Genomic DNA, 25952 nt, shown 5'->3' with positions numbered 1-25952 from the left:
ATACTCGGCATGGATTCCCGCCTGCGCGGGAATGACGTGCTGGCGGAGATACGCTGCATGAAAGAGCAAGTACGCAATCCGAAGTTCTGGGTCCCCAGCCTCTACCTCGCGCAGGGCCTGCCCTTCTTCGCGGTAGCCATCGTCGCCAACCAGATGTTGAAGAGCATGGGCGTGCCCAATGACGAACTGAATCACTGGACCGGCTTGATCGGCTTCGCCTGGGTATTCAAACCATTGTGGAGCCCCTTCCTCGAACTGGCCAGCAGCAAAAAACTGGTGGTCACCTTCTTTCAGGTGTTCGGCGGCTTGTGCCTGGGCGGCGTGGCGCTGGCGCTGCACGCGCCGTTCTGGTTCGCCGCCTGCATGGCGATGCTGGCGCTGGTCGGCATCTCCGCCGCCACCCACGACATCGCCTGCGATGGCCTGTACATCACCAGCCTCGATGAAAAAGAACAGGCCAAATACGCCGGCTGGACCGGGACCTTCTTCAACGCCGCCAAGTTCTTCACCACCGGCGCCCTGCTGCTGCTGGCCGGCCACTTTGAAAAAACGCTGGGCGTGGTGCCGGCATGGACCATCTGCTTCTGCATCCTCGGCGCCATGATGGTGGCACTGGGCCTGTACAACGGCTGGGCGCTGCCGCTGGCAAAGAACGCGGTCAGCGCCGACAACAACGCCGCCGCCATCGCCCGCACGCTGCGCGAGGTGATCGTCGAATTTTTCCGCAAGCCGGGCATCTGGGTTTCGATCGTCTTCATCATCCTGTTCCGCGCCGGCGAGGCGCAGGTGCAGTCGATCGGTCCGCTGTTCCTGCGCGAGGCGCGCCACCTCGGCGGCCTTGGACTCACCACCGCCGAAGTGGGCGCCGTGTATGGCACGGTCGGCACCGTGGCCTTCCTGGTCGGCTCCATCGCCGGCGGCTACTTCACCTCGTGGCTGAGCCTCAAGCGCGCCATCCTGTGGCTGATCCTCGCGGTCAACTTGCCCAACGCCGCCTTCTACCTGCTGTCCTACTTCCAGCCGACGCAGTTGAGCATCATCGGCGCGGCGCTCAGTGTGGAGATGTTCGGCTATGGCTTCGGCTTCGTCGGCTTGATCCTGTACATGATGCAGGTGGTCGCGCCGGGCAAATACCAGACCGCGCACTACGCCTTCGCCACCGGCATCATGCAGCTCGGCTTCGTGCTGTTCAAGCTATTCAGCGGCGACATCCAGATCGCGCTCGGATATCAACACTTCTTCATCTGGGTGATGGTCTGCGCCGTCCCGGTGGCGGTGCTGTCGCAGCTGATTCCGATGACCGCCCGGCCACAGCACCGTTGAATTCGGCGATCGCCCGGTTTTGTGTAACAATACGCGGGTTAACATCCCTATTTGTTTGATTGAAGGATAACCATGTCCCATAAACGTCTTGCTCGTATCAGCCTGCTCCTGGCCGCCATTGGCCTGAACGCCGCACCGGCCATCATGGGCCTGGCCCCAGTCCACGCCGCGGAAGAAAAGAAGGCGCCTGAACAGCCAGCGAACACCGTTCGTCCAGAGATGTACAAACTGATCGACCCGGCGCAAACCAAGCCGCTGATCGACGCCAAGAACTACACCGAATTCCAGAGCCGCATCGACCAGGCAGCCGCGCTGCCGAACGTCACGCCTTACGAAGCCTTCATCCTGAACCGCATGCGCCTGCAACTGGCCCAGGCACAGGAAAACAATGAAGCCAGCGTCAAGGCGCTGGCGGCGATCATCGATTCCGGCCAGCTGAAGCCTGAAGAAAAAGCGCGCTTCATCGAAGCCACCGCCAACATCTATTACAGCAACCTGAAAGACTTCGACAAAGCGATCGAATGGTTCGACCGTTATGGCAACGAGACCGGCGACAAAGCCAAGTTCCGTCCATACGCGCTGCGCGCCTACTTCCTGAAAAACGACTTCGCCACCGCCAAGACCGAAGCGCAGAAGGACATCGCCGCCGCCAAGGCCGCCAACACCGCGCCGCCGAAAGACACGCTGCTGGTGCTGGCCAACGTCGGCGCCAAGAACAAGGAAGCCGACACCTATCTGCAAGCCGTGGAAGAGCTGACCCGCTACTACCCGACCGAAGATTACTGGAACGACCTGCTGAGCCGCACCCGTGGCAAGAAGACCTACAACAACCGCCTGGACCTGGACCTGGTGCGCCTGAAGGCCGTCACCGTGCCGGGCCGCATGGAGCCTGAGGACTACGTCGAACAGGCCGAGCTGGCATCGCTGGGCGGCTTCTTCACCGAAGCGAAGATCGCGCTGGACAAGGCCTACCCAGGCGCCATCCCTGCCGGTCAATACAAGGCGCAGATCGAAAAAATCCGCGCCACCGCCAACAAGGGCGCTGCGGACGATGCGAAAAACATCGACGCCGGCATCCCTGCCGCGCAGAAGTCGAAAGACGGCGTCGGCCTGGTCAACCTGGGCTACAACTACGTGACCCTGGGCCAGAACGACAAGGGCATCGACCTGATGAAGCAAGGTATCGCCAAGGGCGTATCGAAAAACCCTGACGACGCCAAGCTGCGCCTGGGCTATGCGCTGGCCATCTCGGGCAAGAAGGATGAGTCGATCGCCGTGCTGACCCCACTGGCCAGCGGCAACGACCCGCGCGCCGACCTGGCCCGCTACTGGATCAACTACCAGAACGCGCCAAAAATCGCACCGGCCGAACAGAAGTAAGACCTTCCCCCCACCGTCATTCCCGCGAAGGCGGGAATCCATGGAACGCCTCAACGGCAAACTCAGTATGGATTCCCGCCTGCGCGGGAATGACGACGGGGGTTATTTCATCGCCGACGACAAGGTATTCAGCAGTTCCCCCTCGCCATCCGCACTCAGCTCCCAGAACATCGCCCCACGCAAGCCCTGCTGCTTGATAAACCCGGCCTTCTCCCGCAATGACTGCGGGTCCTCATACGAAATCCACACCCGCTCCGTGGCGCTGTACATAAACGGCACCCGCGCCGCCGCATTGCGATAGCGCCTGTAATCCTCGCCACGCCGCAGCAGCACATTGTAGCCATACGAAGGACCGCCGCTGCCGCCGTCGGTCACGCCGCCCTCGCACTGCTGGTACTGGCCGTCGCCCTGTGGCCCCGCTGCGCAGCCCTTCCAGCCGTAGCCATAAAACGGCACGCCCAGCACCAGCTTCTCCTTCGCCACGCCGGCCGCCAGATAGCGCTGCACCGAACGCGCCGCGTGGCCGCCGCCGGAAGTGACCGGGTCCTGCGGATCGGCAAACAGCGCCGCATGATGACCGCTGGTCTTGCCGGCCCATGGCGAATGGTAGTCATAGGACATGATATTGATCCAGTCCAGCTGCCGCGCCAGCTCCTTCAGCCACACGCCATCGCCAACGTAATTGCCATTCGCGCCGGCCGCGATGGTGATGCTGTAATGCCTGCCATCCTGCTTACCCGCCGCATCGTAAGCCGTGCGCAGCTCGCGCACCCAGGTGATGAAGTTCTGCCGGTCCTCCGCACGCGCGCACACCTCGCCCTTCACGCAAGGCACGCCGGCTTCGCCCGGATATTCCCAGTCCAGATCCACGCCATCCAGCCCATAGCGGCGCATGGTCTTCAGCGACGAGGCGATGAAGTTGGCCCGCGCCTCCGGCGACGCCGCCACATTCGAAAAGCGGTTCGACCAGTCCCACCCGCCGACCGACAGCACCACCTTGAAGCGCGGATTGCGCTGCTTCAGCGCCACCAGCGCGCGTAGGTTGGCGCCGTCCTCGCCCTCGTTGCGCCACGCCAGCGCGCCGTTCAGCGGCTCCTGGCACGGCGCCACATCGTTCACCGATGGATCGGCGTTGCCATGCTTGCCGTCCCAGCACAGGTCCGCGAACGCGTACAGCGCCATGGTCAGCTTCGAGGCGTCCACCGACGACACCGGATAGGCCTGATGCTTCCAGCCCGGATAATAGCCAATCACTTCCGACGCCATGGCCGGGGAGATCGCCAGCGCGGCGATCAGGGGAGTAATTTAGTTTGCATTGAGTTCCGCCACAAAGTCATACATATCGCCACGGAAGTACGAGCGGCAGAATTCCACCGCGCGTCCGTCGCGCAAAAAGCCCAGCCGCTCGACGGCGAGGCCGGCATCGCCCTCCTTCGCCTGCAGCAGCGCGGCCTGCTCCGCATTCAGCAACAGCGCCGACAGGCGCTGCAAGGCGCGCACCGGGCGGTTGCCAGTTTTTTCCAGCGCGTCGTACATCGACACGTCCACCGACTCCAGCGACGGCAGGCAGGACGCCACGATGGTCGCGTATTCAAGGCACATCGGCACATCGTCCGCATAACGCATGCGGTTGAAACGGTACACCCTGGAGCCGGGACTGAGGCGCAGGCGCATCGCCTCGTCCGGCGTCACCATGCCCTCGGAACGCTTGAGCCACACGCTGCGCGGCGTGCGCCCGCGCGCCCGCATGTCTTCCGAAAAAGAGGTCAGCCTGGCGAAATTTTTCTCGATGCGCGTGTTGATGAAATTGCCCGAGCCGGGCCGGCGCACCAGCACGCCCTCGCTCACCAGGCCGTCGATCGCCTTGCGCACCGTGATGCGCGACATCGCCAGGTCTGCCGCCAGCTGGCGCTCGGCCGGCAAGGCGTCCTCCGGTTGCAGCAAATGCTGCTCGATCGCCGAGCGCAGCGCGCGCTGCAATCGCTGATAAAGCGGCAGCTTACTGGTCTCATTGAGGTGCTGTCGGATATGTACCAGTAAGGTCATCGGCCCGCTCCACGGTGACATTGTGCGACGATAATACCAACAAAATACCAGCAATCCAGCACCTTCCGTCCCGGCAGTCCAAATAAAATCTTTTCTTCGGCATAATCCCTTTAGGTAAAGCCTCTCTGCCTGTTGCAAACGTGCACAGCGGTTTTCCATACCACTATCAATCCGGTATTGATGCATTGTCAGAATGTCACTTTGTATGCCGCATACAACATAACAAAAAGAATTTTAAAGTGGTAGCGATCTGGTATTAAAACGCGAGTATATTGGCGTTGGATTGGTTTTGAACGTGATTTAAAAAAGACAGACGACACATCAACAATCAGTGGGCTCGGCGGAGCCTTCAACAACGGGAGGGAATATGTATCACCATTCGAATAACACGAAACAGTCCAAACTGACACCCATCGCGGCAGCGGTCGGCCTGATGATCATGGGCGCGGCCATCTCCGCCCAGGCGCAGGAAGCACAGGAGGCGCCACAGGAAGTGGTGGTCACCGGCATCCGCGCTTCGCTGCAGCAGTCCTTGAACCAAAAGCGTAATTCCGACACGCTGGTCGAAGTCATCACCGCCGAAGACGTCGGCAAAATGCCGGACAAGAACGTGGCCGACTCGCTGCAACGCCTGCCCGGCGTTAGCGTGGCGGCGGCCGGCGGCGGCGAAGGCTCGTTCGGCGAGAATGACCGCGTGGCATTGCGCGGCACGCCGTTCGGCCTGACCCTGACCACCCTCAACGGCCACACCGTGTCGAGCGGCGACTGGTTCGCCGACAACATCATCGGCGGCGGCCGCAGCGTCAGCTTCTCGCTATTCCCTTCCGAACTGATCGGCCGCGTGACGGTGCACAAAGGCTCGCAAGCGAGCCTGCTCGAAGGCGGCGCCGAAGGCGTGGTCGATATCGAGACCCGCAAGCCGCTGGATTTCAAGAAAACCTTCAACGCCCAGGTGAGCGCCGGCGGCGTCTACTCGTCCAACGCCGGCAAGACCGACCCGCAACTGAGCGGCATGGTCGCGTGGAAAAACGACGAAGGCACGCTGGGCGTGCTGGTGCAAGGCTTCCACCAGAAGCGCAAGCTGAGCCGCGTCGGCCAGGAAAACCAGATCTGGTACGACCGCGCGGAAGCCGGCAGCCCGGCCGCCAACGCGATTCCCGGCGCCGCCGGCGCCATGGCCAACTACCTCGGCGGCACCGCCTGGTTCGAGCAGGAACGCACCCGCAAGGGCGGCCTGCTCGACGTGCAGTTCAAGCCTAACCGCGACCTGATGATCGACGTCACCGCCTTCAGCTCGCACCTGGATGCGCCTAACATCAACCACAACTTCATGTCGTCGCTGGGCCGCTTCCTGGCGCCGTCGTGGGCCACCACCAACTTCCCGGCCGGCGCCGTCAGCGGCACCGTCAGCAACGGCGCCATCACCCAGCTGACCGGCGGCGTGCCGGCCAACTGCACCGCCTGCGCCACCATGTCCAGCGCCGTGCAGGAGGAATTCAGCCGCCCCGTGGCGGAAAGCAAATCGCGCTTCTTCGACATCGACGCCAAGTGGCGCGTCAACGAACAGCTGACCATGAAGGGCCGCATCGGCACCACCAAGGGCGTCGGCAACACCGTCAGCGGCGCGCTGGGCGTATGGATGCCGTGGACCGGCGGCAGCTACACCATCAAGGACGCCGGCTCGGCTGTGATTTACAACATTCCGGGCGCCGATAAATTCTCCATCGGCGGCAATCAGGCAACGCCTTACACCTACGGCTCGCACGTCACCGCCAACGACAAGGAAACCTACGGTGAAGTCAGCGGCAACCTGCGCACCGACTGGGGCGCCGTCAGCAGCCTGGAATTCGGCGCGCGCGTGGCAGAGCACAAGCGCGACCTGACCGCCATCGGCATCAACGCGCTGCCCGGCCTGGACTCGGTGGCCAACCTGCCGATGTCCGGCCTGATCTCGTTCCCGAACGACTTCAAGGACATCGGCGCCAACGGCGCCGGCTACTGGACCTTCTCGCAGGACGCCGTCAACGGCTGGCTGTCGAAGTACGGCAGCTACTCGGGCAATCTGCGCCAGAACGAATTCGTCATCAAGGAACCGACCCAGTCGGTGTTCGTGATGGCCAACTTCGGCACCGAGAGCCTGTCGGGTAACTTCGGCGTGCGCGTGGTGCACACCACCGAGGAAGTGAACCGCTACGAGATCGGCCCATCGGGCGGCTTCGAGCCGAAACGCTATTCCAACAGCTATCTGGACTTCCTGCCGAGCGCGAACTTCCGCCTCGACCTGCACAAGGACCTGGTGGCGCGCTTCAGCACCAGCCGCACCATGGCGCGCCCGGAGCTGGGCATGATGGCCGGCGTCGACCTGCGCGACGTTCAGGGCACCGGCAACGTCGGCAACCCGAACCTGCGTCCTATCCGCGCCAGCAACTTCGACCTCGGCGTCGAATGGTACTTCGCGCCCAAATCGATGCTGTCGGCCGGCGCCTTCTACTCGTCGCTGGACGGCTACGTGACCTACGGCTCCAGCACCGCCACCTTCTACAACCAGCTGCAGAAGAAGAACACGGTGTACCAGGTCAGCACCCCGGTCAACACCTCGGCGGAAGTCAAGGGCCTGGAGTTCGCCTACGTGCAGGAGCTGCCAAAGGGCTTCGGCATCAATGCCAACTATACCTACACGCTGGGCAAGGAAACCGGCAAGGCGCCTGGCTCGCCGTGCGGTAACCTGAACTACCCGGACTGCACGCTGATCGGCACCTCGAAGAACGCCTACAACGTCGGCCTGTTCTACGAGCAGGACAAGCTGAGCGCGCGCCTGACCTACAGCTGGCGTTCGGGCTTCCTGAACGGCACCAGCCGTAACAGCGCGGCCTTCCAGCAGTCGATCGGCACGCTGTCGGCGTCGCTGGCTTACCAGATCACCGAGAACTACAGCGTGACCCTGGACGGCAAGGACCTGAACAACCCGATGGTGCGTTCGGTGATCCACACCGGCGGCGTGATGGACCTGCCAGGCTCGCTGTACAAAAACGGCCGCCAGGTGTACCTGACCCTGCACGGCAAATACTAACCGTCATTCCCGCGCAGGCGGGAATCCATGCTGAGCGTGCACGCACGCGTTCTATGGGTTCCCGCCTGCGCGGGAACGACGGGATATTCTCCCCGGACGCAGCACTGCACTTTCAGACCTCTGAAAATTCGCGGCAAAGACTTTTCCCCGCCCTGCCTCACACTCCCGCTTTGATCAAGCTGGAGCAGTTGTTGAATCATTCACAATCCATCAACGGTACGCTGCCGTCATCCACCTCCATCAGCTTCGGCATGACGCTGATGATGGCGATGGCCTGCGGTGTCGCCGTCGCCAACATCTACTACAACCAGCCGCTGTTGGTGATTATGCAAGCGGCCTTCCCCGGCCAGGAATCCATCATCGGCTTCGTGCCGACCGTCACCCAGCTTGGCTATGCCCTGGGTTTGCTGTTTCTTGTGCCGCTCGGCGATCGCATTGAGCGCCGGCGTCTCATTCTTTCGCAGTACATTGCCCTGACCGTGGCGCTGGCCGGCGTGGCCCTGGCGCCGAACGCGTGGTCGGTGGTGGCTGCCTCCATCCTGCTCGGTGTCGTCACCAGCGTGACGCAACAGATCCTGCCGTTCGCCGCCGAGCTGTCGGCGCCCGAGCGGCGCGGCGCCACCATTGGCACCGTGATGAGCGGCCTGCTGTGCGGCATCCTGCTGGGCCGCGTGCTGGCCGGCGCCATCGGCGAGCGTTATGGCTGGCGCGCCATGTTCTGGGTCGGCATCGGCATGGCGGTCATCATGACCGCGATCCTGTCGCAGATCCTGCCGCGCAACCAGCCGAAGACGAAGGACAGCTACGCTTCGCTGATCGCGTCCCTGTTCAGCATCTGGCGCGAGGAACCGGCGTTGCGCCGCGCCGCCATCGTGCAGGCCTGCGTGTTCGGCTCCTTCAGCGCGCTGTGGACCACCCTGACGCTGCACCTGGACGGGCAATACCATCTGAGCGCGCAAGTGGCCGGTCTGTTCGGCTTTGTCGGCGCGGCCGGCGTGCTGTTCGCGCCCATCGCCGGCAAGGTTTCGGACCGTCGCGGCCCGCACGTGGTGATCGGCTTCGCCTGCTTTGTGATGGTGATTTCGTGGCTGCTGCTGGGCGTATGGGGCATGGTGGCCGGCCTGGTGGTCGGCATCCTGATGCTGGACTTCGGCGCGCAGAGCGCGCAGGTGTCGAACCAGCACATCATCCAGGCGCTGCGTCCTGAAATGCGCAGCCGCATGAACGCCATCCTGATGGGCGGCATGTTCCTCGGCGGCGCGGCGGGTTCCGCCTGCGCCATGCTGGCGTGGAAGGATTACGGCTGGACCGGCGTGTCCGCGCTGGGCATCACGCTGGCCTTGCTGGCGCTAGTCGCCCAGTCCCGGCGGCGCGCCTGAGTGGATCAGGCGCTCGAGGATAGCGGCGGCGGCATCCGCATCGCCGGCGCGGCGCGCCTCGACCCAGCGCTCGAACGTATCGCCGTAACTCTCCCATAGTCCCAGGCCGTGCTTGGCCGCCGTGCGTATCAGCGTGGCGGCGGCCTGCTCGACCGCCACCTCGTCGCCATGCAAGGCGTGCACCAGGCACCAGCCTTCCGCCAGCGCGCAGCACAGCGAGCAGGCGTGATCGATATCGCGTGCCCGCTCCACCGCCGCCGCTGCCGCTTCCAGCGCCTCGCCGGCATGTCCCTGGAACCACAGCACGCGCGCCAGATACGCCAGCGCCGCCGCGTGTTGATCCATGCCGAAGCGCGATAGCTGCGTCGGCCGGCCTTGCTCGTACCAGCGCAGCGATGCTTCGATCTGCTGGCGCGATTCGTCCTGCTGGCCCATGAACAGCTGCGCCACGCCTGCCAGCCGCTGGCCGACGACAAACGCTTCCTGATCGCCGGCGCCGCCCGCGAGGTCCGCCAGCTGGTTCGCATGCGCCAGCGATTCGGCGTAGCGCTCGCAGCGCAGGTTGTACAGCCACAGGCCGTAGTGCGCCTGCAATTGCGTCTCCAGGTCCGACAGTTGATGCGCCAGGTCGAGCGCGCGCGTCCACGCCTTCAGCGTTTCATCGACCGGACCGCGCGCCCACGCCAGCGAGGTGCCGTAGCACACCTGCAGCGCCATCTCCTGGCGTGGCGCGATGGCCGGCCCTTCGCCGTTCAGCACCAGCGTAAGCCAGCGCTGGCATTCGCCATGCAGCGACAGCTGGTTCCAGAACGGCGCCGAGTGGGTAAGGATGTCGATGCCGGTTTGCTCGTCGCCATCCGACGAAAACGCCCAATCCAGCGCGGCGCGGATATCGTCGATGTCGGCCTGATAGCTCAAGCGCCAATCGTCGGAGGCCTGTCGCGCCAGCTGCGCGAAGAAGGCCGCGTGGCGCTGCGCCGTCGCCGCCACTTCGTCGCTGTCGGCCAGCTTCTCCAGCGCGTACACGCGGATCGTCTCCAGCAAGCGGTAGCGCGGCACAGGACCGCTCAACTCTGGCTGCAACAGCGACTTGGCGACCAGGCTACTCAGCACATCGATGGTATCCCACGATTCCGCATGCTCCGGCGCGCCGACATGGCGCGCCGCGTCGGCGGTGAAGCCGGCGGCAAATACCGCAAGGCGGCGGAACAGACGGCGCTCCTCCTCGTCGAGCAGATTGTGGCTCCAGTCGACCGTCGCGCGCAGCGTGCGCTGGCGCGGCAAGGCGGTACGACGGCCGGCGGTCAGCAGCTTGAACCTGTCGTTCAGTCCCGCCAGTACACCGGCGATGCCCAGCACCGGCACGCGCGCGGCGGCCAGCTCCAGCGCCAGCGGCATGCCGTCCAGCTGGCGGCAGATGGCGCCGACATCGCGCGCCAGCGCATCGTCCAGCGCGAATTGATGCATGCCGGCCGCCACCCGCTCGACAAACAGCCGCACCGCCGCATGCGCCAGCGCCGCGTCGGCGGATTGGATATCGGCCGGCGGCACCGACAGCGGCGCCAGACGATAGACATGCTCGCCCGCCGCATCCAGCGGCTCTTGCGCCGTCACCAGTATGTGCAGCCGGGGAGCGTTGTTCAGCAGCGCTTCCACCTGCGCCGCAATCGGCTCGGCCAGGTGTTCGCAATTGTCGACGATGAGCAGCAGGCGCTTGGTGCGCAGCTGCGCCTGCGTCAGCAGCAGACAGGCCTCAATGGCGGCCGGAACCTGTTCGCTCTCGGCGATCTTGGCCATCTCCGCCATGTAGACGCCATCCGCGAATGCCGCGCGCAGTTGATGGCCCGTCTCGATGGCCAGGCGCGTCTTGCCGATGCCACCGGGGCCGGTCAGCGTGACGAAACGGCGCTCGGTGACCAGGCGCTGGATCTCATCCAGCTCGCCGGCGCGCCCCACCAGCGAGGTTACCGGATGCGGGAAATCCGGCTGCGGCGCGCTGCGCTCCTGCCTGCCGGCCGACAGCGCATAGCCCTTGCCGAACTCCGTCGAAATCATGTCGCGGTCCGTGCCCAGCGCCTTGCGGATGGCCGACATCTGCGCCTGCAGATTGTTTTCCTCGACGATGGCGCCGCCCCACACGCGGGCGATCAACTCATCCTTGCCGACCACCGCGCCGTTGGCCTCCACCAGCATCCACAGCACGTCGAACGCGCGCGGCCCGAGGTCGATTTTCTCCCCGTCCCGCAGCAGCACGCGCAGCTCGGGGAAAATCTGGTAGCGCCCGAAGGCGGCGCTGCGGTCGTCGCGAAGACTCATGTAGGCAAACCGAAGATCAATGATTGATGGGAGGCCGCACCGGCCATGGCGCCGTCGGCCACCGCAAAGGCGACGCTGCCGGCCATGCGCGCGGCATCGCCGGCGGCGTACACGCCGGGTACGCTGGTAGCCTTCATCATATCAGTACGGACGTAGCGGCCCATCGGCCCTTCTTCCATCTCGCATCCCAGCGCTTCGGCCAGCGGGCTGGCGCTGTGCAGGCGGCTCAGCACAAACAGGCCGTCCAGTTCCGTCGCGCGGCCGTCCTGCAAGGCCACTGTGGCGGTGCCGCTGACCGCGCGCACCGGCGTGCGCTCGATCGCGACGCCGCGCGCCGCCAGCTTGCCCAGCTGCTCCGCATCCGGCTCGAACGCCCCGTTGAGGAAGAGCGTGACAGTGCCCCAATCAGGCAGCATCATCGCATGATGAAAGGAATGCGGGCTGGTGGCCAGCACGCCAATGCGGCCCTGATTCAGTTCGTAGCCGTGGCAGTACGGGCAGTGGAACACGCTGCTGCCCCAGCGTTCGGCCAGGCCCGGAATCGACGGCAGCTCGTCGGCCATGCCGGTAGCCAGCACCAGCCGCTGCGCGTGGTGCGCGCTGCCGTCGGCCAGCGTAACGCGGAAGCCGCCGTCGTGCGGCGTCGCCTGCGTGGCCGCGCCCTCCTGCCAGCGCACGGTCGGATACTTCATCAGCTGTGCGCGCCCTTCGGCGGCGATGGCCGCGCCTTCGCTGCCATCCTGGCCAAGGAAGCCATGCGAATGCCGGGCATACCGGTTGCGGCGCTGGCCGGCGTCGATCACCAGCACACGGCGGCGGGCGCGCGCCAGTTGTGTGGCTGCCGACAATCCGGCATAGCTGCCGCCTACTACGATCACGTCAAATTCAGCGGTGCGCATGGTGTACTCCTTTGTGGTGGGTGTTGAAACTGGCCGACAGCTCCGCCAGCGTGACGTCCTTGAAGCGCGAGATCAGCAATGCCTCGGCCTCGTCGAAGGCGCTGCCTAGCGCCTCGTTGACAGCACGCTCCACCAGGCATTGCGGCTGCTCGACGCGGTTCCCCATCGCGAACACGGTCGGCGAGCCGACCGCCTGGTAGATATCGTGCAGCGTCACTTTGCGCAGGTCGCAGGTGATGCTCCAGCCGCCGCCATGGCCCTTGCCGGAGCCGACGTAGCCGCGCTCGCGCAAACCCGCCAGCACGCGCCGCACCAGCACCGGATTGGTGCCGAGGAAGCCCGCCAGTTCGTCGGAGGTGAACGGCCTGTCGCCATGCGCCATATGCAGCAGCACGTGCAGGATGGAGGAAAGTTTGCTGTCTCGTCTCATGTAACTAATGATAGTACATAATCGCACAACGTGCACGCAACACGCTAAACTGAAGCTGCGCCATTGCAGGCGGCACGCGGCGGCGGTACATTGAATGCATGAGATACCTCGCCCTCCTCCTCGCTTTCGCCCTCACCACCGCCGGCGCCACGCCACGCGATGCGCGCACCCAGGCCGTCTACGACTACCTGCGCGGCATCTGGGGCAAGAACATCATCGCCGGCCAGGCGGACCTGACGTGGAAGGACAGCATCGACATGGCCGAACGCGTGCACGACGACACCGGCAAATACCCGGCGCTGATGGGCTACGATTTCATGAACTATTACGACGCCACCGAAGCCGATGGCCGCCACCAGACCGAGGAAGCCATCGCCTGGGCGCGCAAAGGTGGGCTGGTGAGTTTTCACTGGCACTGGCGCATGCAGAACGGCGAGTTCTATACCAGGAAGACGCCATTCAAGCTGCCGGTGGAAGACTGGAGCGACATCGATCCGGCCATCGACCGCATCGCGCTGGAACTCAAGCGCTTGCAGGATGCCGGCGTGCCGGTGCTGTGGCGCCCTTTGCACGAGGCGGCCGGCGGCTGGTTCTGGTGGGGCACGTCGCGCGAGGGCTATATCGCGTTATGGCGCCACATGCACGAGCGCCTGACGCACAAGCATGGCTTGCGCAATCTGATCTGGGTATGGAATGGCCAGGACCCGGCCTGGTATCCGGGCGATGACGTGGTGGACATCACCGGCTACGACGTCTACGAAAACAATTACAGCGAGGCGTATCGCAAAACCCGGCAGCACGGCAAGCCGGTCGCACTCACCGAAACCAGCCACATCCCCGATCCCGCCCAAAGCGCGGCCGATGGCGAATGGTGGCTGTGGTTCCTGGTCTGGAACGATAGCGCCGGCCCCGCCGGCGTTACCTCCCCGACAACTTCTGGACCGGCGAACACCACAACACCAACGCCCACAAGCGCAGGGTCTATAACGACCCACGCGTCATCACGCTGGACCGCCTGCCAAAGTTTTGAAACGCGTCAGCGCTTGACCAGTTCCACGCGCCGGTTCTTGGCGCGCCCTTCCTCGCTGCCGTTGTCGGCCAGCGGCTTTTCCGCGCCATAACCGGCGGCCGACAGGCGCGCCTTGTCGATGCCGCCGCCAGCCAGCCTGGCCAGCACGGCCTCGGCGCGCTGGCGCGACAAGTCCTTGTTGTGCTGGGCGTTGCCGCTATTGTCGGTATGGCCCTCGATGGCAAGCTTGAGATCTGGCTGGGCCCGCAGCAGCTTGTCGATTTCCGCCACCACCGGCATACCATCGTCGCGCAGCGTGGCCTTGTCTACATCGAAGTTGATGTACAGCGCCACCCGGCCCTTGGCGCCGAGTTCGCGCGCCATGTCGTCGGCCGAGATCAGGGCCACGCTCTGGCTCATGGCTTTTTCCTGGATCACGCTGATCAGTGTGCGCGAGTCGCTGATGCCCAGGCTGACCCAGATGTTGGTGTCGGGCCGGCGTATCAGGTAGGCGCTGTAGTTGTAGCGGATATCCGGCAGGTGCAGGAAGGTGCGCTCGATCTTGTAGCGCTCGCCTCCATTGGCCTGGATGAAGGCGTCGCTGGACGGATCGGCGGCCGGCAGCTTGACGCCGCCCAGCGCCGTGATGACATTCTCATAGTTGCGTAGCGACGCCAGCTCGCTGAGCTTGGCGTCGGAATGATAAAACGAGCGCACATTGATACGCCCTTCCACCGGCCGCAATTGCTGGCCGATGGCGATGTAGCCGCGCTCGAATTCAGCATCGACCACCTGGTTCTTGCCACCGGCCTGCACCGCTGCAGGCCAGTCGAAATATGGAAACGGCGGCAGTTGCGCGCTCGACAGTGGCACGCTGGCCGGATCGAAGGCGGCTGGTGTGGCGGCGGGTGCGGCGGCGGGCGCTGCGGGCGCCGGCGAAGCAGGTGCTGTGGTGGACGCAGCAACTGCGGCGGCGGACGGGGCAGCCTCCGGCTCGGCTTTTTTGGCAGGCAGCCAGCGCCAGGCACGACATAGTGAGCACTACCAGCGTTTTATAGGACATGAAATCGATACTCCTGCATAAAAGTGGGCGCCTGCGGCGTATTAAAAAAACAACAAATAAAAATTATTTTATTTATATCGAGAAAATTTTCCTCGCAATACTAATCAATACTCACACTGCTGCGTTTTCAGCCTGCCCCAAGCAATGCCCAGGTCCGCTTTCTTTGGCCAGCATAGAAAACAGATTCATTAAAAACAACGATTTACAGCATTGTCATGACGAGCAAGCTGCTAGTTAATAGTTTTCCCAAAAAATTACTGCCTGCTACGAGCATATCTCCTGAGAAAGATAATATATTAACATCAGGAAATGATGCAACAAAAACAAAAGTGGCGAAGTTTACCGTAGACATTTTTGAGGGGTGCGTTCGATACAAATAGGAAATTTTTATAGGGAAATGAACTGAAAAAAACGCTTTATCGCACTCTTCAGTCAGTCTTAAGATTCGCCTTGGCTGCGCAGCCGACGTAGTTTCAACCCTCTCTACCGCAAGCAATCCAACCACCTCAAGGAGTCAATATGAAACGTCTTTCCCTGAAATCGCAGCGCGGCCAAGGCATGACCGAATACATCATTATCGTGGCGCTGATCGCCATTGGCGCAGTCGGCGTCTACACCGCCTTCGGCGACGTGGTGCGCGGCCAGACCTCGATCGCAGCATCCACCTTGGCAGGCCAGGCCAGTGGCGGCGCCCGTACCCTGGCTGACACTGGCGGCAATGATTCGAACTCGCGCGCCAAGACCAAGGGCCTCAAAGACTTCGAAAGCGCTACCACCGCCAAGTAATCGGGCACTGCGTATCACTACGGACATGGAGCGGGCGATGGCTTTGTACGTTCACCGGCAACAAGGACAATCGATGGTGCTGTTCCTCGGCTTCGCCGCCGCCATGATAGGCATGATGCTGGTCGCTTTTAACTCGGGCCAGGTTACCAATGCCAAGATGCGTGCCATGAACGCTGCCGATGCCGCCGCTTACAGCGGCGCGGTCTGGCAGGCACGCAATCTGAATTTCCAGGCCTATATGAACCGGGCGATGGTGGTCAACGAAGTGACAATCGCCCAGTCGGTCAGCCTGCGTTCCTGGGTCGGGTATCTCGACAAGCTGGTAAGCAACATCAATATGATTGCCAAGTTCGTGCCCCCATCGCGCTTGAGGTCAATGCGGTCAAACAGGTGATAAGCCAGGTCGATCGCAGCATGCAGGATTTGTTGCCGATAGCCGAACTGGGCATGCGCGGCCTGAGCAACGCTGAGCACGCGGCGCAGATCACCTTTGACAGCCCTGGCGCCGCTGGCGGCCGAGGAACTGGCCTTCAATGTGGCCCAGCAGAACGGTGCGTCGGTGAGCATAGGCGGCAAGGCGCTGGTGGCGCTCAACCTGCGCGACTGGGCCGGTTTTACCCGCAACTACAGCGCTGGGCGGCGCAATATGGGCAATAGCGACCAGCGCGTGCGCCTGCGCGAGGTCACACTCAACTCGCGCGACGGCTTTGTGCAGGAGCGCGACTGGAAGGCCGGCCTGCCGTGGGTGTTTGAATTGCGCAAGCAGGGCGGCACCGACCTGATCGACTACGACGCGTGGAAGGGACTGGACTCGCTGGAGCTGCGCACAGTCTGGAATCCGCTCAAGGGCGAGTGGAAGGTCAAGGCCCCGATTGCCTGGGGGGCGCCCAGGCCTATGGCAACAATCAAGCCACCGGCATAGGCAGCCACGGCCAGATCAACGAGTGGAACCACCAGGATGGGCGCAACGCGCGCAGCGCCGCCAACAGCAGCAAGTATGCCAAGAATATCCAGCTGCGCTTCCCTGGCTACCGCGACCTGGAAGCACCGCAATTGCAAAAGACCGATCCGCGCCTGCCCTTCGCCATTGAAGTGGTGGTGGCCGGCGCCAACATCGCCACCGCGCGCAGCGCCGGGCGCGCCCAAACAGCCTTGCTGAACGGCGCAGTAATCGAGCAGGACCCGCAATACCAGGGGAAGGACGCCGGCGTGTACGCCATGGCTGAGGCCTGCGTGGCCTTCGAGCGGCCGGTGGCACGCAGCGATGGCGCCGGCGAAAAGGCCGGCCTGTTCAATCCCTACTGGCACGCCTTCATGGCCACCGACAGCCGCGACGCGCGTATCACCGCCGATACCGCCAAGGGACTGCCGTCAATTAATGCTTTATTAGGAGGAGCTGGAACATGCGTTTCAAAATAATGGCGGGTGTAGTGGCGGGCGCTGCCGCGATGATGTTGGCGGCGTGCAGCGAATCGAACGCCGGCGGGGCGGACCGAGCGGCCCAAGGCAAGGCCGGGCAAAGCTACGAACTGGTGATCGCCACCAGGCCGGTCTCGGTGGAAAAGGAAACCGCCATCGCGCGCGCGGCCTACCAGATGTGCGCTGCGGCAGCCAAGGCCAGCGGTGTGGCAGTCAAGCCGCTGGTCACGCTGCCCAAGGATTATGTGATGATACGCACGACCTATCGCAGCGACGGGCACCGCTTCTTTGAACAGGAAGAGCTCTATACCCTCGCCAGCCACCTGGCCACCCCGCAAAACGGCTGTGCCACCCAGATCGCCTACAGCAGCAGCACCACCGTTGGCAGCCCGGAGCGCAGCCGCTATATTGGCGTCTCCGCCGAGGGCGAACGGGAGGTGCGGGACAACGAACCGCAGCCGGCGGCCGGCCCCGACCAGGGCGCGGCCGAGATCTACAGCGTGGCCAAGCAGATCGGCGGACGCGCTTACAAGTGCATGGCGCCGGGCAGCCCCGGCTTCCTGCCTAGCATGAAAGAGATGTGCATCCTCGACACCAAGGGCGCTATCCTGTCCAACATCGACGGCCGCGCCATCGTCGCCTACGCGCGCAAAAAAGTCCGCTGGCAGACACCGAGCTGGTGACCGAAGTGGAGCGCGCCAGCGTCGGCGGGAAGCTGCCGGCCAACGCCTTCGCCGAGCCGGGAGCGCACTGATGGCCCGCCTCGCCAGGGGCCAGGCCATGGTTGAACTGGTGGTGGTGGTCGGGATCTGCGGCCTGCTGTTCCTCGGCATCTGGTACCTGGGCAAGTTTCACGACCTGCAAGCCACCACCATTCAGGCCGCGCGCTATGCGGCCTGGGAGCGCACCGCGCAAAGCAGCGCCCAGCTCAGCGACGCGCAGTTGGGCAACCAGTTGCGCGCCCGCCTTTTCAGCTGGAACCGTGACGCCTACAAGCACACCGACAGCAAGGCCGCCAGCGACAGCTGGGGTGCGCAAAGCGCCGTGTGGCGCGATCACGCCGGCAACGCCCGCCTGATCGCCCGCCCGCGTGACGTGCAGCTGGGCATGTCTGCCGGCGGCTTGCCAGGCAAGGCCGCCGCTGCCGTCGGCAGCGTGGCCGGCAGCCTGGGGCCGGCGCTGGGCGCGCTGACCGGCGGCGAGCCTTTGCCAGCGGGCGGCGTGAATACCAGCACCGTCAGCGTGGCGGTAGCCAACGTGGCGTCGCTGCCGGCGCCATGGAACAAGTTCAACCTGAAGCTGAAGGAAAGCGCCTCGGTGGTCACCGAGCAATGGGATGCGGCCAATTCCCGCCAGGCGGCCGAGCGCAGCCGCGCCTACGTCGCAGCCGGGCGCCTGGACGACATCCGCGGCGTGATCGGGGCACTCACCACGGTCGTGTCGGTGATCGAGCCGGACATGCGCGAACTGGCGCTGGGCCGGATCTGCCCCGACATCGTGCCGGCCGACCGCCTGCGCCAGCCGCGCAACCTGGCAGCCTACAACGGGGCCGGACCATGTTACTAGCACGCCGTCCCTTGGTGCTGGGCGCGCTGCTGGCAGCGCTGCCGGCAGCCGCCACAGCCGGCTGGCAGGATCTTCCCGACAGCCTGGCGCTGGCGCCGCTGGGCGACGCGATGGTGGTCAACGGCGTCCCGATGCAGATGCGCCGCTTCAACACCACGCTGCAGGCCGAGGCATTGCTGCAGCAGGTGCAGGACAGCTGGGAGCGTGGCCATGTGCGCGGCAGCGTCAGCCGCAGCCAGGTGGCCGGCTGGACCGTGCTGAACCAGACCCTTGGCCCCGAGCACCGCAGCTTCCAGGTGCGCCAGGCCGGCGCCGGACTGGAAGGCATGGTTGCGCTGACCTCGCCGCAGCTGCGCCGCGAGCCTAGCCTGGCCGTGCCGCTGCCGGCCGCCATGACGGCAGTGTCGGTGATCGACTCGACTGACCAGGGAAAGCAGTCGCAGCAGGTGATTGCCTTTTCCAGCCGTTCAGTCGAGGCCAGCGCCCAGGCGCTGGAGGCGGCGCTGCGCGCGCGCGGCTGGACCCGCCACACACTGCAGAAGTCGGCCGATGGCGTGCTGCTGGCCGCCAACCGCGGCGAACAGCAGTTCGACGCTACCGTGAGCGCGCAGCGCGATGGCGCCATGCTGATGATGAACACCCTGATACGCAAGCGCTAGGCCGGCGCCGCATCAGCGGATGATGCGTGCGCCGAAATTATTACCATAAATGATCATTCAATTAGGAACATCATGACCACTCCGCCCCTCCCCTGCGCCAGCACGGCCAGGCCATCATCGAATACCTGCTGGTCACCACCGTGGTGGCGCTGATCATGCTGGTGCCGCACGCGCTGAGCAACAATATGCCGCTGGCGGAATACCTGGCGCGCGCGGTGCGCAGCTTTTCCGCGCCTACAGCCTGCTCGTGTCCGTGTTCTGAGTGCGTGGTGACCCCGTGAAAAAAATATCCAAGAACACGCTGCTGCTGGGCGGCGCCATCGCCCTGGGCGCGCTGTGCTTCATCGGCGCCCAGCATTATTTCCGCAGCTACCTCTCCAACGCCGAGCAAAAGCTGATCAACTCTTATGAGAAAAAGCAGGTGATCGTCGCCAAGACCGAGATCCCGGCCGGCGCCCCGCTGTCCGAGGAGAATCTGGCGGTGCGCTCGATCCCGCAGCGCTACCTGTCGAGCACGGCGCTGGTGCCGGACGACCTGGAACAGGTGGCCGGCCAGAAGCTGATGGTGCCCATGAAGCCGGGCGACCCGATCGACCGTGGCGCGCTGGAACGGATGGACCGCGCGGCGCTGTCCACCACGGTGGAAAAAGGCGAGCGCGCCATCACCTTCCCGGTCGACGAGATCAGCTCCATTTCCGGCATGCTGGTGCCGGGCGACATTATCGACCTGATGTTTACCGGCCCCGGCCGCACCGCCAACTCCTACGGCGCCGGCGGCAAGGAAATGCTGCATGTGCGGGCCCTGCTGCAGTCGGTACCGGTGATCGCCACCGGCAAAACCACCCAGAAGCGCACCGTGCAGGACGCCGACGGCCAGGCGCGCGAGGTGGCAGTGGACTTCACCACCGTGACGCTGAAACTGCCGCCGGCCCAGGCCGAGCAGGTGCTGCTGGGCCAGAAGCTGGGCCAGCTGACGGCTGTGCTGCGCAATCCCGACGACAAGGCGCCGGTACCGCCCCACCAGCTGCTCGACGAAGTCGGCTTCAAGCAGGTGGTGGCCGCGCCCAGCGCTGCGGCCGGCAACCAGATAGAGATGATCATCGGCGGCAGCGGCAGCGCCGAGAAGGTGCAGGCCGAGGTCGGCAAGACGCTGCTGGCCAGCCTGGCGCCACAGATGGCTGCCACGCCCGCCCCAGCAGCCAAGCCGGCACCCAGCGCCGCCGACGTCCAGAGCCGGCTCGGCATCGCGCCGGCGGCGCCGGCCAGCCGTCCCACCTATATGTTGACCACCAAACCCTGAACCCACTCCAGCACTCCCAACCCACAACATGAAAATGCTTCCTACCCTGTACCACAGCGCCTGCCTGGCACTGTGCCTGGCCATGTTGCCGCACGCGCGCCTGGTGGCGGCGCCGGTTGCGGCGCCAGCGGCCGCCTTCCCGGCCGCAAGCCCGGCCATTCCCGACCAGCTGGAATTGTTTGCCGGCGAGGCGCGCGTGCTGCCGCTGACAGCAGCCCGCATCGCCATCGGCGACGGCAAGGTGATTTCCGCCTCCGCCGTGGCGGCCAACCAGCTGCTGATCCTGGCCGAGGCGCCCGGCACCACCACGCTACACCTGTGGCTCAAGGACGGCGTCCAGCGCGAGCTGGTGGTGCGGGTGCTGGCGGCCGACCTGAAGCGCACGCTGGACGACGTCAACCGCCTGCTTGGTTCGGTGGAAAACGTGCACGCCCGCATTGCCGGCTCGCGCATTGTGCTGGAAGGCGAGATGGTCAGCGACACCAACCAGGAACGGGCCCAGGCAATCCAGAAGATGTACCCGGACCAGGTGGTCAATTTCATCGGCAAGATCGGCTGGGAGCAGATGGTGCACCTGGACGTCAAGGTGGTCGAGCTGACCAAGCGCGGTTCGCGCGACCTGGGCATCGCCTGGGACTCGTCCATCAACGGCCCGGCCGCCGGCCTGATCGCCGACATCGCCGGCAACAACACCTTCCGCTACATCCCCAACCCGGCCGACGCCGGTTTCGAGATCGGCCCCGGCCTGCCCAACAAGGTCTGGCCGCCGAAGGGCTTCATCACGCTGGCCTCGACCATCACCTCGCGCATCAATCTGCTGGTGCAGGACGGCGACGCCCAGATGCTGGCCGCGCCCAGCCTGAGCACGCGCAGCGGCTCGAAGGCGCGCTTCATCACCGGCGGGGAAATCCCGCTGCCCGTCTCCAACGGCCTGGGCGCGATGACGGTCGAGTTCAAGGAGTACGGCATCATCCTTGAAGTGACGCCGGTGACCGACAAGACTGGCGCCATCTACGCCAAGGTGGATATCGAGGTCAGCAGCATAGACCGCGCGGTCGCCGTCAACGGCATACCGGGTCTGCTCAAGCGCCGCTCCAGCGCCGAATTCAATTCGCGCGACGGCGAGACCGTGGTGCTCAACGGGCTGTACGCCTACGAGGCCACCGGCGACAAGCAGAAGGTGCCTGGCTTCGGCGACGTGCCGCTGGTCGGCGGTCTGTTCCGCAATAAGCAGAGCGAGAAAACCCAGCGCGATGTGGCCATCATCATCACGCCGCGCCTGGTGCAGGCCACGCCGCAGGCGCGCGACCCGGAAGATGTAAAACAAGGACAAGCTGTACGACATCGAACGCAAGATGCGCGAGCACCAGCTTGGCGCCACGCCGCGCGCCACCCTGAGCGTGACGGAGTAAGCCATGATCACCCTTGAATATGAAGGCGCCGATTGCGTGCTGGAGGAAGCCGCCGTGCTCGGCGCGCAAGCCGATTCGCCGCTGCCGCTGGGCGCGGCGGCAGGCAAGCGCGCACTGCGCCTGGCGCGCGAGCCGGATGGCAGCGTCAGCGCCACCGACCTGGCCTCGCTGTCAGGCGTGTTCGTCAACGGCGAGCGCATCGTGCGCTACGGTCCGCTGCGGGTGGACGACAATATCGCCATCGGCGGCAAGCTGATGCGGGTCAAGGCCCTGGGCGAACCGGCGCGCGAAGTTGCGCATGGCGGCCAGCCCGCCGCCGCTGTGTCCGCGCCGGCGGCCGGTTTCAACGATCGCGCCGCCGCCAGCGACCCGCCCAGCAGCCACGCCGCCGCCCAGGGCGCAGCCAGCGAGGCCGAACGGGCGCGCCAGCAGGCGCTTTCCCAGGCGGCCGGCCTGGTGCATGCGGAACTGATCCAGACACTCGACCTGCGGCGCCGGGATGTCACCCGCATGGGCGATGCCGAACTGCGCTTGGTAGCGCACAAGCTGATCGACGAATTGATGCCCAGGCTGGAGCTGGGCGAGGAGCTTGATCGCGAAGAACTGGCGCGCTTCGTGCTGGACGAGGCGGTCGGCCTGGGGGTGCTGGAGAGCCTGCTTGCCGACGACAGCGTGACTGAAATCATGGTCAACGGCGCCGACGACATCTTCATCGAGCGGGCCGGCCGCACCGCCCGCTCAAGTATTGCCTTCAGCAGCGAGAAGGCGCTGATGGGCGTGATCGAGCGCATCGTCTCGCCGATCGGGCGCCGCGTCGACGAGTCCTCGCCGCTGTGCGACGCGCGCCTGAAGGACGGCTCGCGTGTCAATATCGTGATACGCCCGATTGCGCTCAAGGGACCGACCATCTCGATCCGCAAATTCGCCAAGCGCCGCTTGCAGGTGGAGGACCTGGTTGCCTACGGCACGCTGGACCCTGGCATGGTGGCGTTCCTGCGCATCTGCGTGGAGCAGAAGAAGAACATCGTGATCTCGGGCGGTACCGGCTCGGGCAAGACCACGCTGCTCAACGTGATTTCCAACCTGATTCCGGCGCAGGAGCGCATCGTCACCATCGAGGATGCGGCTGAACTGAAGCTGTACCACGACAACCTGGTGACGCTGGAGGCGCGCCCGCCCAACGTGGAGGGACGCGGCCAGATTACGATCCGCGAACTGGTCAAGAACGCGCTGCGCATGCGGCCGGACCGCATCGTCATCGGCGAGTGCCGCGGCGGCGAGGCGCTCGACATGCTGCAAGCCATGAACACCGGCCACGACGGCTCGCTCACCACGGCCCACGCCAATACCCCGCGCGACATGCTGTCGCGCCTGGAGGTGATGGTGATGATGGCGGGCATGGACTTGCCGGCGGCGGCCATCCGCGAGCAGATCGCCGCTGCCGTGCAGATCGTGGTGCAGCAGACCCGCTATGCCTGCGGCACGCGCAAGGTCACCAGCATCACCGAGATCACCGGCATGGAGGGTGGTGTGATCCAGATGCAGGAGATCTTCCGCTTCCAGCGCCACGGTTTCTACGAAGACGGCAAGGTGCGCGGCCAATTCATGCCTTCCGGTTACGTTCCTAGCTTTTACGAAAACCTGCGCGAGCAGGGCGTGCCGGTCGACATGTCGCTGTTCGGCCGTACCGACAAGGGGGCGTCCATGGCTGACGGCATGCTGCCCACCCTGCTGGCGCTGGGCTTTGCCCTGTGCGTGGTGATGGCCAGCCTGGCGCTGTGGACGCTGGGCCGGCGCTTCGCCCAGAATTACCGCCAGAACGTGCTGGAGCAAACGCGTACCGCCCTGTCGGAAATGTTCATCTTCATGGAAGCGCGCCAGCTGACCCGGGTGAGCCTGGCGGCGATGCTGGTGGTGACGCTGGCGCTGCTGCTGTTGACCGGCAATCCACTGCTGGCCGGGCTGGCGGCGGCGGCCTGCCTGCTCGGCCCCAAGTACATTCACAAGCGCCTGAACATCAAGCGCCGCAAGGCCATGATACGGCAGTTGCCCGACACCCTGGACGCGCTGGTGGGCGCGCTGCGCTCGGGCCTGAGCCTGCAGCAGGCGCTAGGCCTGCTGGCCGACCAGTTGCCGCTGCCGTCGCGCCAGGAGTTCGGCCTGGTGGTGCGCGAGCTACGCATGGGGGTGGCGATGGACGAAGTGCTTGAAGGGCTGGAGCAGCGCGTGCGCTCGCAGGAGTACACCATGTTTACCACCTGCATGCGCATTGCGCGCGAGGTGGGCGGCAACCTGACCGAGTCGCTGGAACGCCTGGCCGAAACCATGCGCCGCAAGCTGACCATGGAAGACAAGATCGACGCCTTGACTTCGCAGGGCAAGCTGCAGGGATGGATCGTCGGCTCGCTGCCGCTGCTGCTGATGTGGGTGCTGTCGGAGATGGAGCCGGAAGCCATGGCGCCGCTGTTCAACACCTGGTACGGCTACGCCGTGCTGGGCGTGATCGCGATGATGCTGCTGGCCGGCTTCGTCCTGATACGCAAAATCGTCAACATCGACGTCTAGGGGCGCGTCTATGATAGAGATCCTGTTGCCCGCCCTGTTCGCGCTCACCGTGCTGGCGCTGGCGGTATTCTTCTACCGCATCCTGACGGCGGTGCAGAACGAGGACCGCACCTATGCCGACAAGCCGCCGTCCATGCTGCGCGCGGTCTGGCCGCTGATCAATGTGCTGGCCTTCTACCTGGGACCGCGCCTGAGCGTGGAATACCGCGAAAAAACCATCCGCAAGCTGCGCAAGGTGGAACTGGACTACGCGCTCTCGCCGCAGCAGTGGTTCGCCGCCAAGCTGGCCTACGCGCTGGTGTTCATGCTGCTGGTGCTGCTGATGTGCCTGATGCTGCAGCGTAGCAGCCTGGTACTGCCGCTGGCCGGGGCCGCCTTCGGCTATGTCTATCTGGACGTCTGGATGCGCGACCGGGTCAAGCGCATCGAACTGGAAGTGATCAAACACTTGCCCAACTTCCTGGACATGCTGACCCTGGCCGTGGAATCGGGCTGCAATCTGACGGTGGGCATCACGGTGGCGGTGGAAAAGACTGCCGAGAGCCCGCTGCGGCGCGCCTTCGCCCGCCTGTTGCGCGAGGTGCGCTCCGGGCGCGGCCGGGTCGACGCGCTGCGCATGCTTGAAGAGCGCATGGACACAAACGCGGTCACTTCGCTCACCACCACCCTGGTGCAGGCCGAGAAGACCGGCGCCAGCCTGGGCGCGGTGCTGCGCGCCCAATCGACGCAACGCACCAACGAACGCTTCGCGCGCGCCGAAAAGATGGCCATGGAGGCGCCGGTCAAGATGCTGGGTCCGCTGATCCTGTGCATCTTCCCCTGCACCTTCGTGGTGCTGGGCTTTCCGATCGCGGTCAAGATGATGACCGCCTTTCACTGACGAGGAATATGATGAAATACTTCCGCTTCGCCGCCGTCCTGCTTTGCCTGCAGTTGGCCGGCTGCGCCACTACCACGCCTGCGGCCAGCGCCGACACGCCGATCCCGGCCGCCATGGAAGAACTGGGCGCCCTGGCCGAACAGGCAATCGCCATTGGCGACATGCGCAGCGCCGGGCGCCTGTATGTGCGTCTGGTGACGGCCTATCCCGACAGTGCGCCGGGCTGGTACCGGCTTGGCACCGTCTACTTGCGCACCAACCAGCCGGGCTATGCTCAGCAGGCCTTTGAGCGTGCGCTGACGCTCGATCCACGGCTGCAAAAGCCTACGCCAACCTGGCCCTGGCGCACTTGGGACAGTTCCGCGAAGCGGCCCAGCGCGCCGTGGCCAGCGGTCAGATCTCGGCCGACAACCGCCGCGCCCTGACCGCGCTGCTACAGGACGTGGAACT

25 protein-coding genes and 1 pseudogene are annotated in these 25952 nt (G+C 64.8%); 20 read left to right on the top strand and 6 right to left on the bottom strand.

All coding sequences use genetic code 11. The features are described 5' to 3' along the window. The first annotated feature begins 57 nt into the window (after nucleotides 1-57). Together ACRQ5J_RS08245 and ACRQ5J_RS08240 are read left to right on the top strand one after the other, a co-directional pair. Nucleotides 58-1323, top strand: a complete 1266-nt coding sequence (locus ACRQ5J_RS08245) for an MFS transporter (protein WP_432382495.1) — start codon at nucleotides 58-60, stop codon at nucleotides 1321-1323. Nucleotides 1324-1395: 72 nt separating this feature from the next. Then, nucleotides 1396-2703 (top strand): tetratricopeptide repeat protein, encoded by a 1308-nt coding sequence (locus ACRQ5J_RS08240; RefSeq protein ID WP_432382493.1) that lies wholly within the window; start codon nucleotides 1396-1398, stop codon nucleotides 2701-2703. 102 nt (nucleotides 2704-2805) lie between these two features. Here the strand turns inward: ACRQ5J_RS08240 and ACRQ5J_RS08235 are convergent, their stop codons facing one another. Next, complete coding sequence (locus ACRQ5J_RS08235; protein WP_432382491.1) at nucleotides 2806-3969, bottom strand: glycoside hydrolase family 18 protein; 1164 nt, start codon at nucleotides 3967-3969, stop codon at nucleotides 2806-2808. A 39-nt stretch (nucleotides 3970-4008) separates the two neighbouring features. Continuing rightward, nucleotides 4009-4749: a GntR family transcriptional regulator gene (locus ACRQ5J_RS08230; protein ID WP_432382489.1), complete on the bottom strand. Its 741-nt coding sequence runs from the start codon at nucleotides 4747-4749 to the stop codon at nucleotides 4009-4011. A 367-nt stretch (nucleotides 4750-5116) separates the two neighbouring features. Between ACRQ5J_RS08230 and ACRQ5J_RS08225 the strand changes: the two genes are divergently transcribed. Continuing rightward, nucleotides 5117-7819, top strand: a complete 2703-nt coding sequence (locus tag ACRQ5J_RS08225) for a TonB-dependent receptor (RefSeq protein WP_432382487.1) — start codon at nucleotides 5117-5119, stop codon at nucleotides 7817-7819. A 191-nt stretch (nucleotides 7820-8010) separates the two neighbouring features. After that, nucleotides 8011-9198, top strand: coding sequence for an MFS transporter (locus tag ACRQ5J_RS08220; RefSeq protein WP_432382485.1), 1188 nt, complete (start codon nucleotides 8011-8013; stop codon nucleotides 9196-9198). Here the strand turns inward: ACRQ5J_RS08220 and ACRQ5J_RS08215 are convergent. Genes ACRQ5J_RS08215 through ACRQ5J_RS08205 form a run of 3 tightly spaced genes read right to left on the bottom strand, consistent with a single transcriptional unit; the run spans nucleotide 9169 to nucleotide 12843 of the window. After that, nucleotides 9169-11514 (bottom strand): winged helix-turn-helix domain-containing protein, encoded by a 2346-nt coding sequence (locus ACRQ5J_RS08215; RefSeq protein WP_432382483.1) that lies wholly within the window; start codon nucleotides 11512-11514, stop codon nucleotides 9169-9171. The two genes, ACRQ5J_RS08220 and ACRQ5J_RS08215, sit on opposite strands and share 30 nt — an antisense overlap. After that, the gene (locus ACRQ5J_RS08210) at nucleotides 11511-12413 is read right to left on the bottom strand and encodes an NAD(P)/FAD-dependent oxidoreductase (protein ID WP_432382482.1); all 903 of its coding nucleotides are present in this window, start codon (nucleotides 12411-12413) and stop codon (nucleotides 11511-11513) included. Before ACRQ5J_RS08210 ends, ACRQ5J_RS08215 begins: the two co-directional genes overlap by 4 nt. After that, nucleotides 12400-12843 (bottom strand): Rrf2 family transcriptional regulator, encoded by a 444-nt coding sequence (locus ACRQ5J_RS08205; RefSeq protein WP_432382480.1) that lies wholly within the window; start codon nucleotides 12841-12843, stop codon nucleotides 12400-12402. The genes ACRQ5J_RS08210 and ACRQ5J_RS08205 overlap by 14 nt, the downstream gene beginning before the upstream one ends. Nucleotides 12844-12941: 98 nt before the next feature. On the opposite strand from ACRQ5J_RS08205, the gene ACRQ5J_RS08200 reads away from it, so the two are divergent. After that, nucleotides 12942-13964, top strand: coding sequence for a glycosyl hydrolase (locus tag ACRQ5J_RS08200; RefSeq protein ID WP_432382478.1), 1023 nt, complete (start codon nucleotides 12942-12944; stop codon nucleotides 13962-13964). Here ACRQ5J_RS08200 and ACRQ5J_RS08195 read toward each other — a convergent pair. Then, the gene (locus ACRQ5J_RS08195) at nucleotides 13880-14725 is read right to left on the bottom strand and encodes an OmpA family protein (RefSeq protein WP_432382476.1); all 846 of its coding nucleotides are present in this window, start codon (nucleotides 14723-14725) and stop codon (nucleotides 13880-13882) included. The genes ACRQ5J_RS08200 and ACRQ5J_RS08195 overlap by 85 nt on opposite strands. Before the next feature lie 188 nt (nucleotides 14726-14913). Between ACRQ5J_RS08195 and ACRQ5J_RS08190 the strand changes: the two genes are divergently transcribed. The 15 genes and pseudogenes from ACRQ5J_RS08190 (at nucleotide 14914) to ACRQ5J_RS08120 (ending at nucleotide 25927) form a co-directional block, all read left to right on the top strand. Beyond that, the gene (locus ACRQ5J_RS08190) at nucleotides 14914-15153 is read left to right on the top strand and encodes a hypothetical protein (RefSeq protein ID WP_432382475.1); all 240 of its coding nucleotides are present in this window, start codon (nucleotides 14914-14916) and stop codon (nucleotides 15151-15153) included. A 281-nt stretch (nucleotides 15154-15434) separates the two neighbouring features. Further along, on the top strand, nucleotides 15435-15701 hold the full coding sequence (locus tag ACRQ5J_RS08185) for a Flp family type IVb pilin (protein WP_432382473.1): 267 nt from the start codon (nucleotides 15435-15437) through the stop codon (nucleotides 15699-15701). Nucleotides 15702-15774: 73 nt separating this feature from the next. Next, nucleotides 15775-16095 (top strand): pilus assembly protein TadG-related protein, encoded by a 321-nt coding sequence (locus tag ACRQ5J_RS08180; RefSeq protein ID WP_432382471.1) that lies wholly within the window; start codon nucleotides 15775-15777, stop codon nucleotides 16093-16095. Nucleotides 16096-16191: 96 nt separating this feature from the next. Further along, nucleotides 16192-16623, top strand: a complete 432-nt coding sequence (locus ACRQ5J_RS08175; RefSeq protein WP_432382470.1) for a hypothetical protein — start codon at nucleotides 16192-16194, stop codon at nucleotides 16621-16623. Continuing rightward, nucleotides 16554-17120 carry a hypothetical protein gene (locus tag ACRQ5J_RS08170; protein WP_432382468.1) on the top strand — a complete coding sequence of 189 codons (567 nt, stop codon included), beginning with the start codon at nucleotides 16554-16556 and terminating at the stop codon, nucleotides 17118-17120. Before ACRQ5J_RS08175 ends, ACRQ5J_RS08170 begins: the two co-directional genes overlap by 70 nt. Beyond that, entirely contained in the window at nucleotides 17105-17803 is a 699-nt protein-coding gene (locus tag ACRQ5J_RS08165) for a hypothetical protein (RefSeq protein ID WP_432382466.1), read from the top strand. The genes ACRQ5J_RS08170 and ACRQ5J_RS08165 overlap by 16 nt, the downstream gene beginning before the upstream one ends. Before the next feature lie 70 nt (nucleotides 17804-17873). Beyond that, nucleotides 17874-18686 carry a hypothetical protein gene (locus ACRQ5J_RS08160; RefSeq protein WP_432382464.1) on the top strand — a complete coding sequence of 271 codons (813 nt, stop codon included), beginning with the start codon at nucleotides 17874-17876 and terminating at the stop codon, nucleotides 18684-18686. After that, nucleotides 18677-19345: a hypothetical protein gene (locus tag ACRQ5J_RS08155; protein ID WP_432382462.1), complete on the top strand. Its 669-nt coding sequence runs from the start codon at nucleotides 18677-18679 to the stop codon at nucleotides 19343-19345. The genes ACRQ5J_RS08160 and ACRQ5J_RS08155 overlap by 10 nt, the downstream gene beginning before the upstream one ends. A 140-nt stretch (nucleotides 19346-19485) precedes the next feature. Next, nucleotides 19486-19626 carry a hypothetical protein gene (locus ACRQ5J_RS08150; protein WP_432382460.1) on the top strand — a complete coding sequence of 47 codons (141 nt, stop codon included), beginning with the start codon at nucleotides 19486-19488 and terminating at the stop codon, nucleotides 19624-19626. Then, entirely contained in the window at nucleotides 19623-20645 is a 1023-nt protein-coding gene (cpaB, locus tag ACRQ5J_RS08145; protein WP_432382458.1) for a Flp pilus assembly protein CpaB, read from the top strand. The genes ACRQ5J_RS08150 and cpaB overlap by 4 nt, the downstream gene beginning before the upstream one ends. 28 nt (nucleotides 20646-20673) lie before the next feature. Continuing rightward, nucleotides 20674-22074, top strand: a complete 1401-nt coding sequence (locus ACRQ5J_RS08140; RefSeq protein ID WP_432382456.1) for a type II and III secretion system protein family protein — start codon at nucleotides 20674-20676, stop codon at nucleotides 22072-22074. Continuing rightward, nucleotides 22061-23624: pseudogene (locus ACRQ5J_RS08135) on the top strand (ATPase, T2SS/T4P/T4SS family); the annotation flags it as partial. The gene ACRQ5J_RS08140 and the pseudogene ACRQ5J_RS08135, both read left to right, overlap by 14 nt. Continuing rightward, nucleotides 23597-24622, top strand: coding sequence for a type II secretion system F family protein (locus ACRQ5J_RS08130; protein ID WP_432383610.1), 1026 nt, complete (start codon nucleotides 23597-23599; stop codon nucleotides 24620-24622). The pseudogene ACRQ5J_RS08135 and the gene ACRQ5J_RS08130, both read left to right, overlap by 28 nt. Nucleotides 24623-24632: 10 nt before the next feature. Then, nucleotides 24633-25502 carry a type II secretion system F family protein gene (locus ACRQ5J_RS08125; RefSeq protein ID WP_432382454.1) on the top strand — a complete coding sequence of 290 codons (870 nt, stop codon included), beginning with the start codon at nucleotides 24633-24635 and terminating at the stop codon, nucleotides 25500-25502. An 11-nt stretch (nucleotides 25503-25513) separates the two neighbouring features. Beyond that, nucleotides 25514-25927, top strand: coding sequence for a tetratricopeptide repeat protein (locus tag ACRQ5J_RS08120; protein WP_432382452.1), 414 nt, complete (start codon nucleotides 25514-25516; stop codon nucleotides 25925-25927). The last annotated feature ends 25 nt before the right edge of the window (nucleotides 25928-25952 follow it).

This window comes from Duganella sp. P38 (assembly GCF_050859475.1).
Classification (GTDB): domain Bacteria; phylum Pseudomonadota; class Gammaproteobacteria; order Burkholderiales; family Burkholderiaceae_D; genus Rugamonas.
This window is presented reverse-complemented; position numbering and strand designations above follow the sequence as displayed.

Coding starts and splice junctions, on each gene's coding strand:
- ACRQ5J_RS08130 (WP_432383610.1), top strand. CDS start 23,597: ATGCAGGAGATCTTCCGCTTCCAGCGCCACGGTTTCTACGAAGACGGC.
- ACRQ5J_RS08205 (WP_432382480.1), bottom strand. CDS start 12,843: ATGAGACGAGACAGCAAACTTTCCTCCATCCTGCACGTGCTGCTGCAT.
- ACRQ5J_RS08235 (WP_432382491.1), bottom strand. CDS start 3,969: ATGGCGTCGGAAGTGATTGGCTATTATCCGGGCTGGAAGCATCAGGCC.
- ACRQ5J_RS08140 (WP_432382456.1), top strand. CDS start 20,674: ATGAAAATGCTTCCTACCCTGTACCACAGCGCCTGCCTGGCACTGTGC.
- ACRQ5J_RS08225 (WP_432382487.1), top strand. CDS start 5,117: ATGTATCACCATTCGAATAACACGAAACAGTCCAAACTGACACCCATC.
- ACRQ5J_RS08210 (WP_432382482.1), bottom strand. CDS start 12,413: ATGCGCACCGCTGAATTTGACGTGATCGTAGTAGGCGGCAGCTATGCC.
- ACRQ5J_RS08200 (WP_432382478.1), top strand. CDS start 12,942: ATGAGATACCTCGCCCTCCTCCTCGCTTTCGCCCTCACCACCGCCGGC.
- ACRQ5J_RS08230 (WP_432382489.1), bottom strand. CDS start 4,749: ATGACCTTACTGGTACATATCCGACAGCACCTCAATGAGACCAGTAAG.
- ACRQ5J_RS08245 (WP_432382495.1), top strand. CDS start 58: ATGAAAGAGCAAGTACGCAATCCGAAGTTCTGGGTCCCCAGCCTCTAC.
- ACRQ5J_RS08165 (WP_432382466.1), top strand. CDS start 17,105: ATGCGTTTCAAAATAATGGCGGGTGTAGTGGCGGGCGCTGCCGCGATG.
- ACRQ5J_RS08215 (WP_432382483.1), bottom strand. CDS start 11,514: ATGAGTCTTCGCGACGACCGCAGCGCCGCCTTCGGGCGCTACCAGATT.
- ACRQ5J_RS08240 (WP_432382493.1), top strand. CDS start 1,396: ATGTCCCATAAACGTCTTGCTCGTATCAGCCTGCTCCTGGCCGCCATT.
- ACRQ5J_RS08185 (WP_432382473.1), top strand. CDS start 15,435: ATGAAACGTCTTTCCCTGAAATCGCAGCGCGGCCAAGGCATGACCGAA.
- ACRQ5J_RS08160 (WP_432382464.1), top strand. CDS start 17,874: ATGGCCCGCCTCGCCAGGGGCCAGGCCATGGTTGAACTGGTGGTGGTG.
- ACRQ5J_RS08120 (WP_432382452.1), top strand. CDS start 25,514: ATGAAATACTTCCGCTTCGCCGCCGTCCTGCTTTGCCTGCAGTTGGCC.
- ACRQ5J_RS08190 (WP_432382475.1), top strand. CDS start 14,914: ATGAAATCGATACTCCTGCATAAAAGTGGGCGCCTGCGGCGTATTAAA.
- ACRQ5J_RS08155 (WP_432382462.1), top strand. CDS start 18,677: ATGTTACTAGCACGCCGTCCCTTGGTGCTGGGCGCGCTGCTGGCAGCG.
- ACRQ5J_RS08125 (WP_432382454.1), top strand. CDS start 24,633: ATGATAGAGATCCTGTTGCCCGCCCTGTTCGCGCTCACCGTGCTGGCG.
- ACRQ5J_RS08180 (WP_432382471.1), top strand. CDS start 15,775: ATGGTGCTGTTCCTCGGCTTCGCCGCCGCCATGATAGGCATGATGCTG.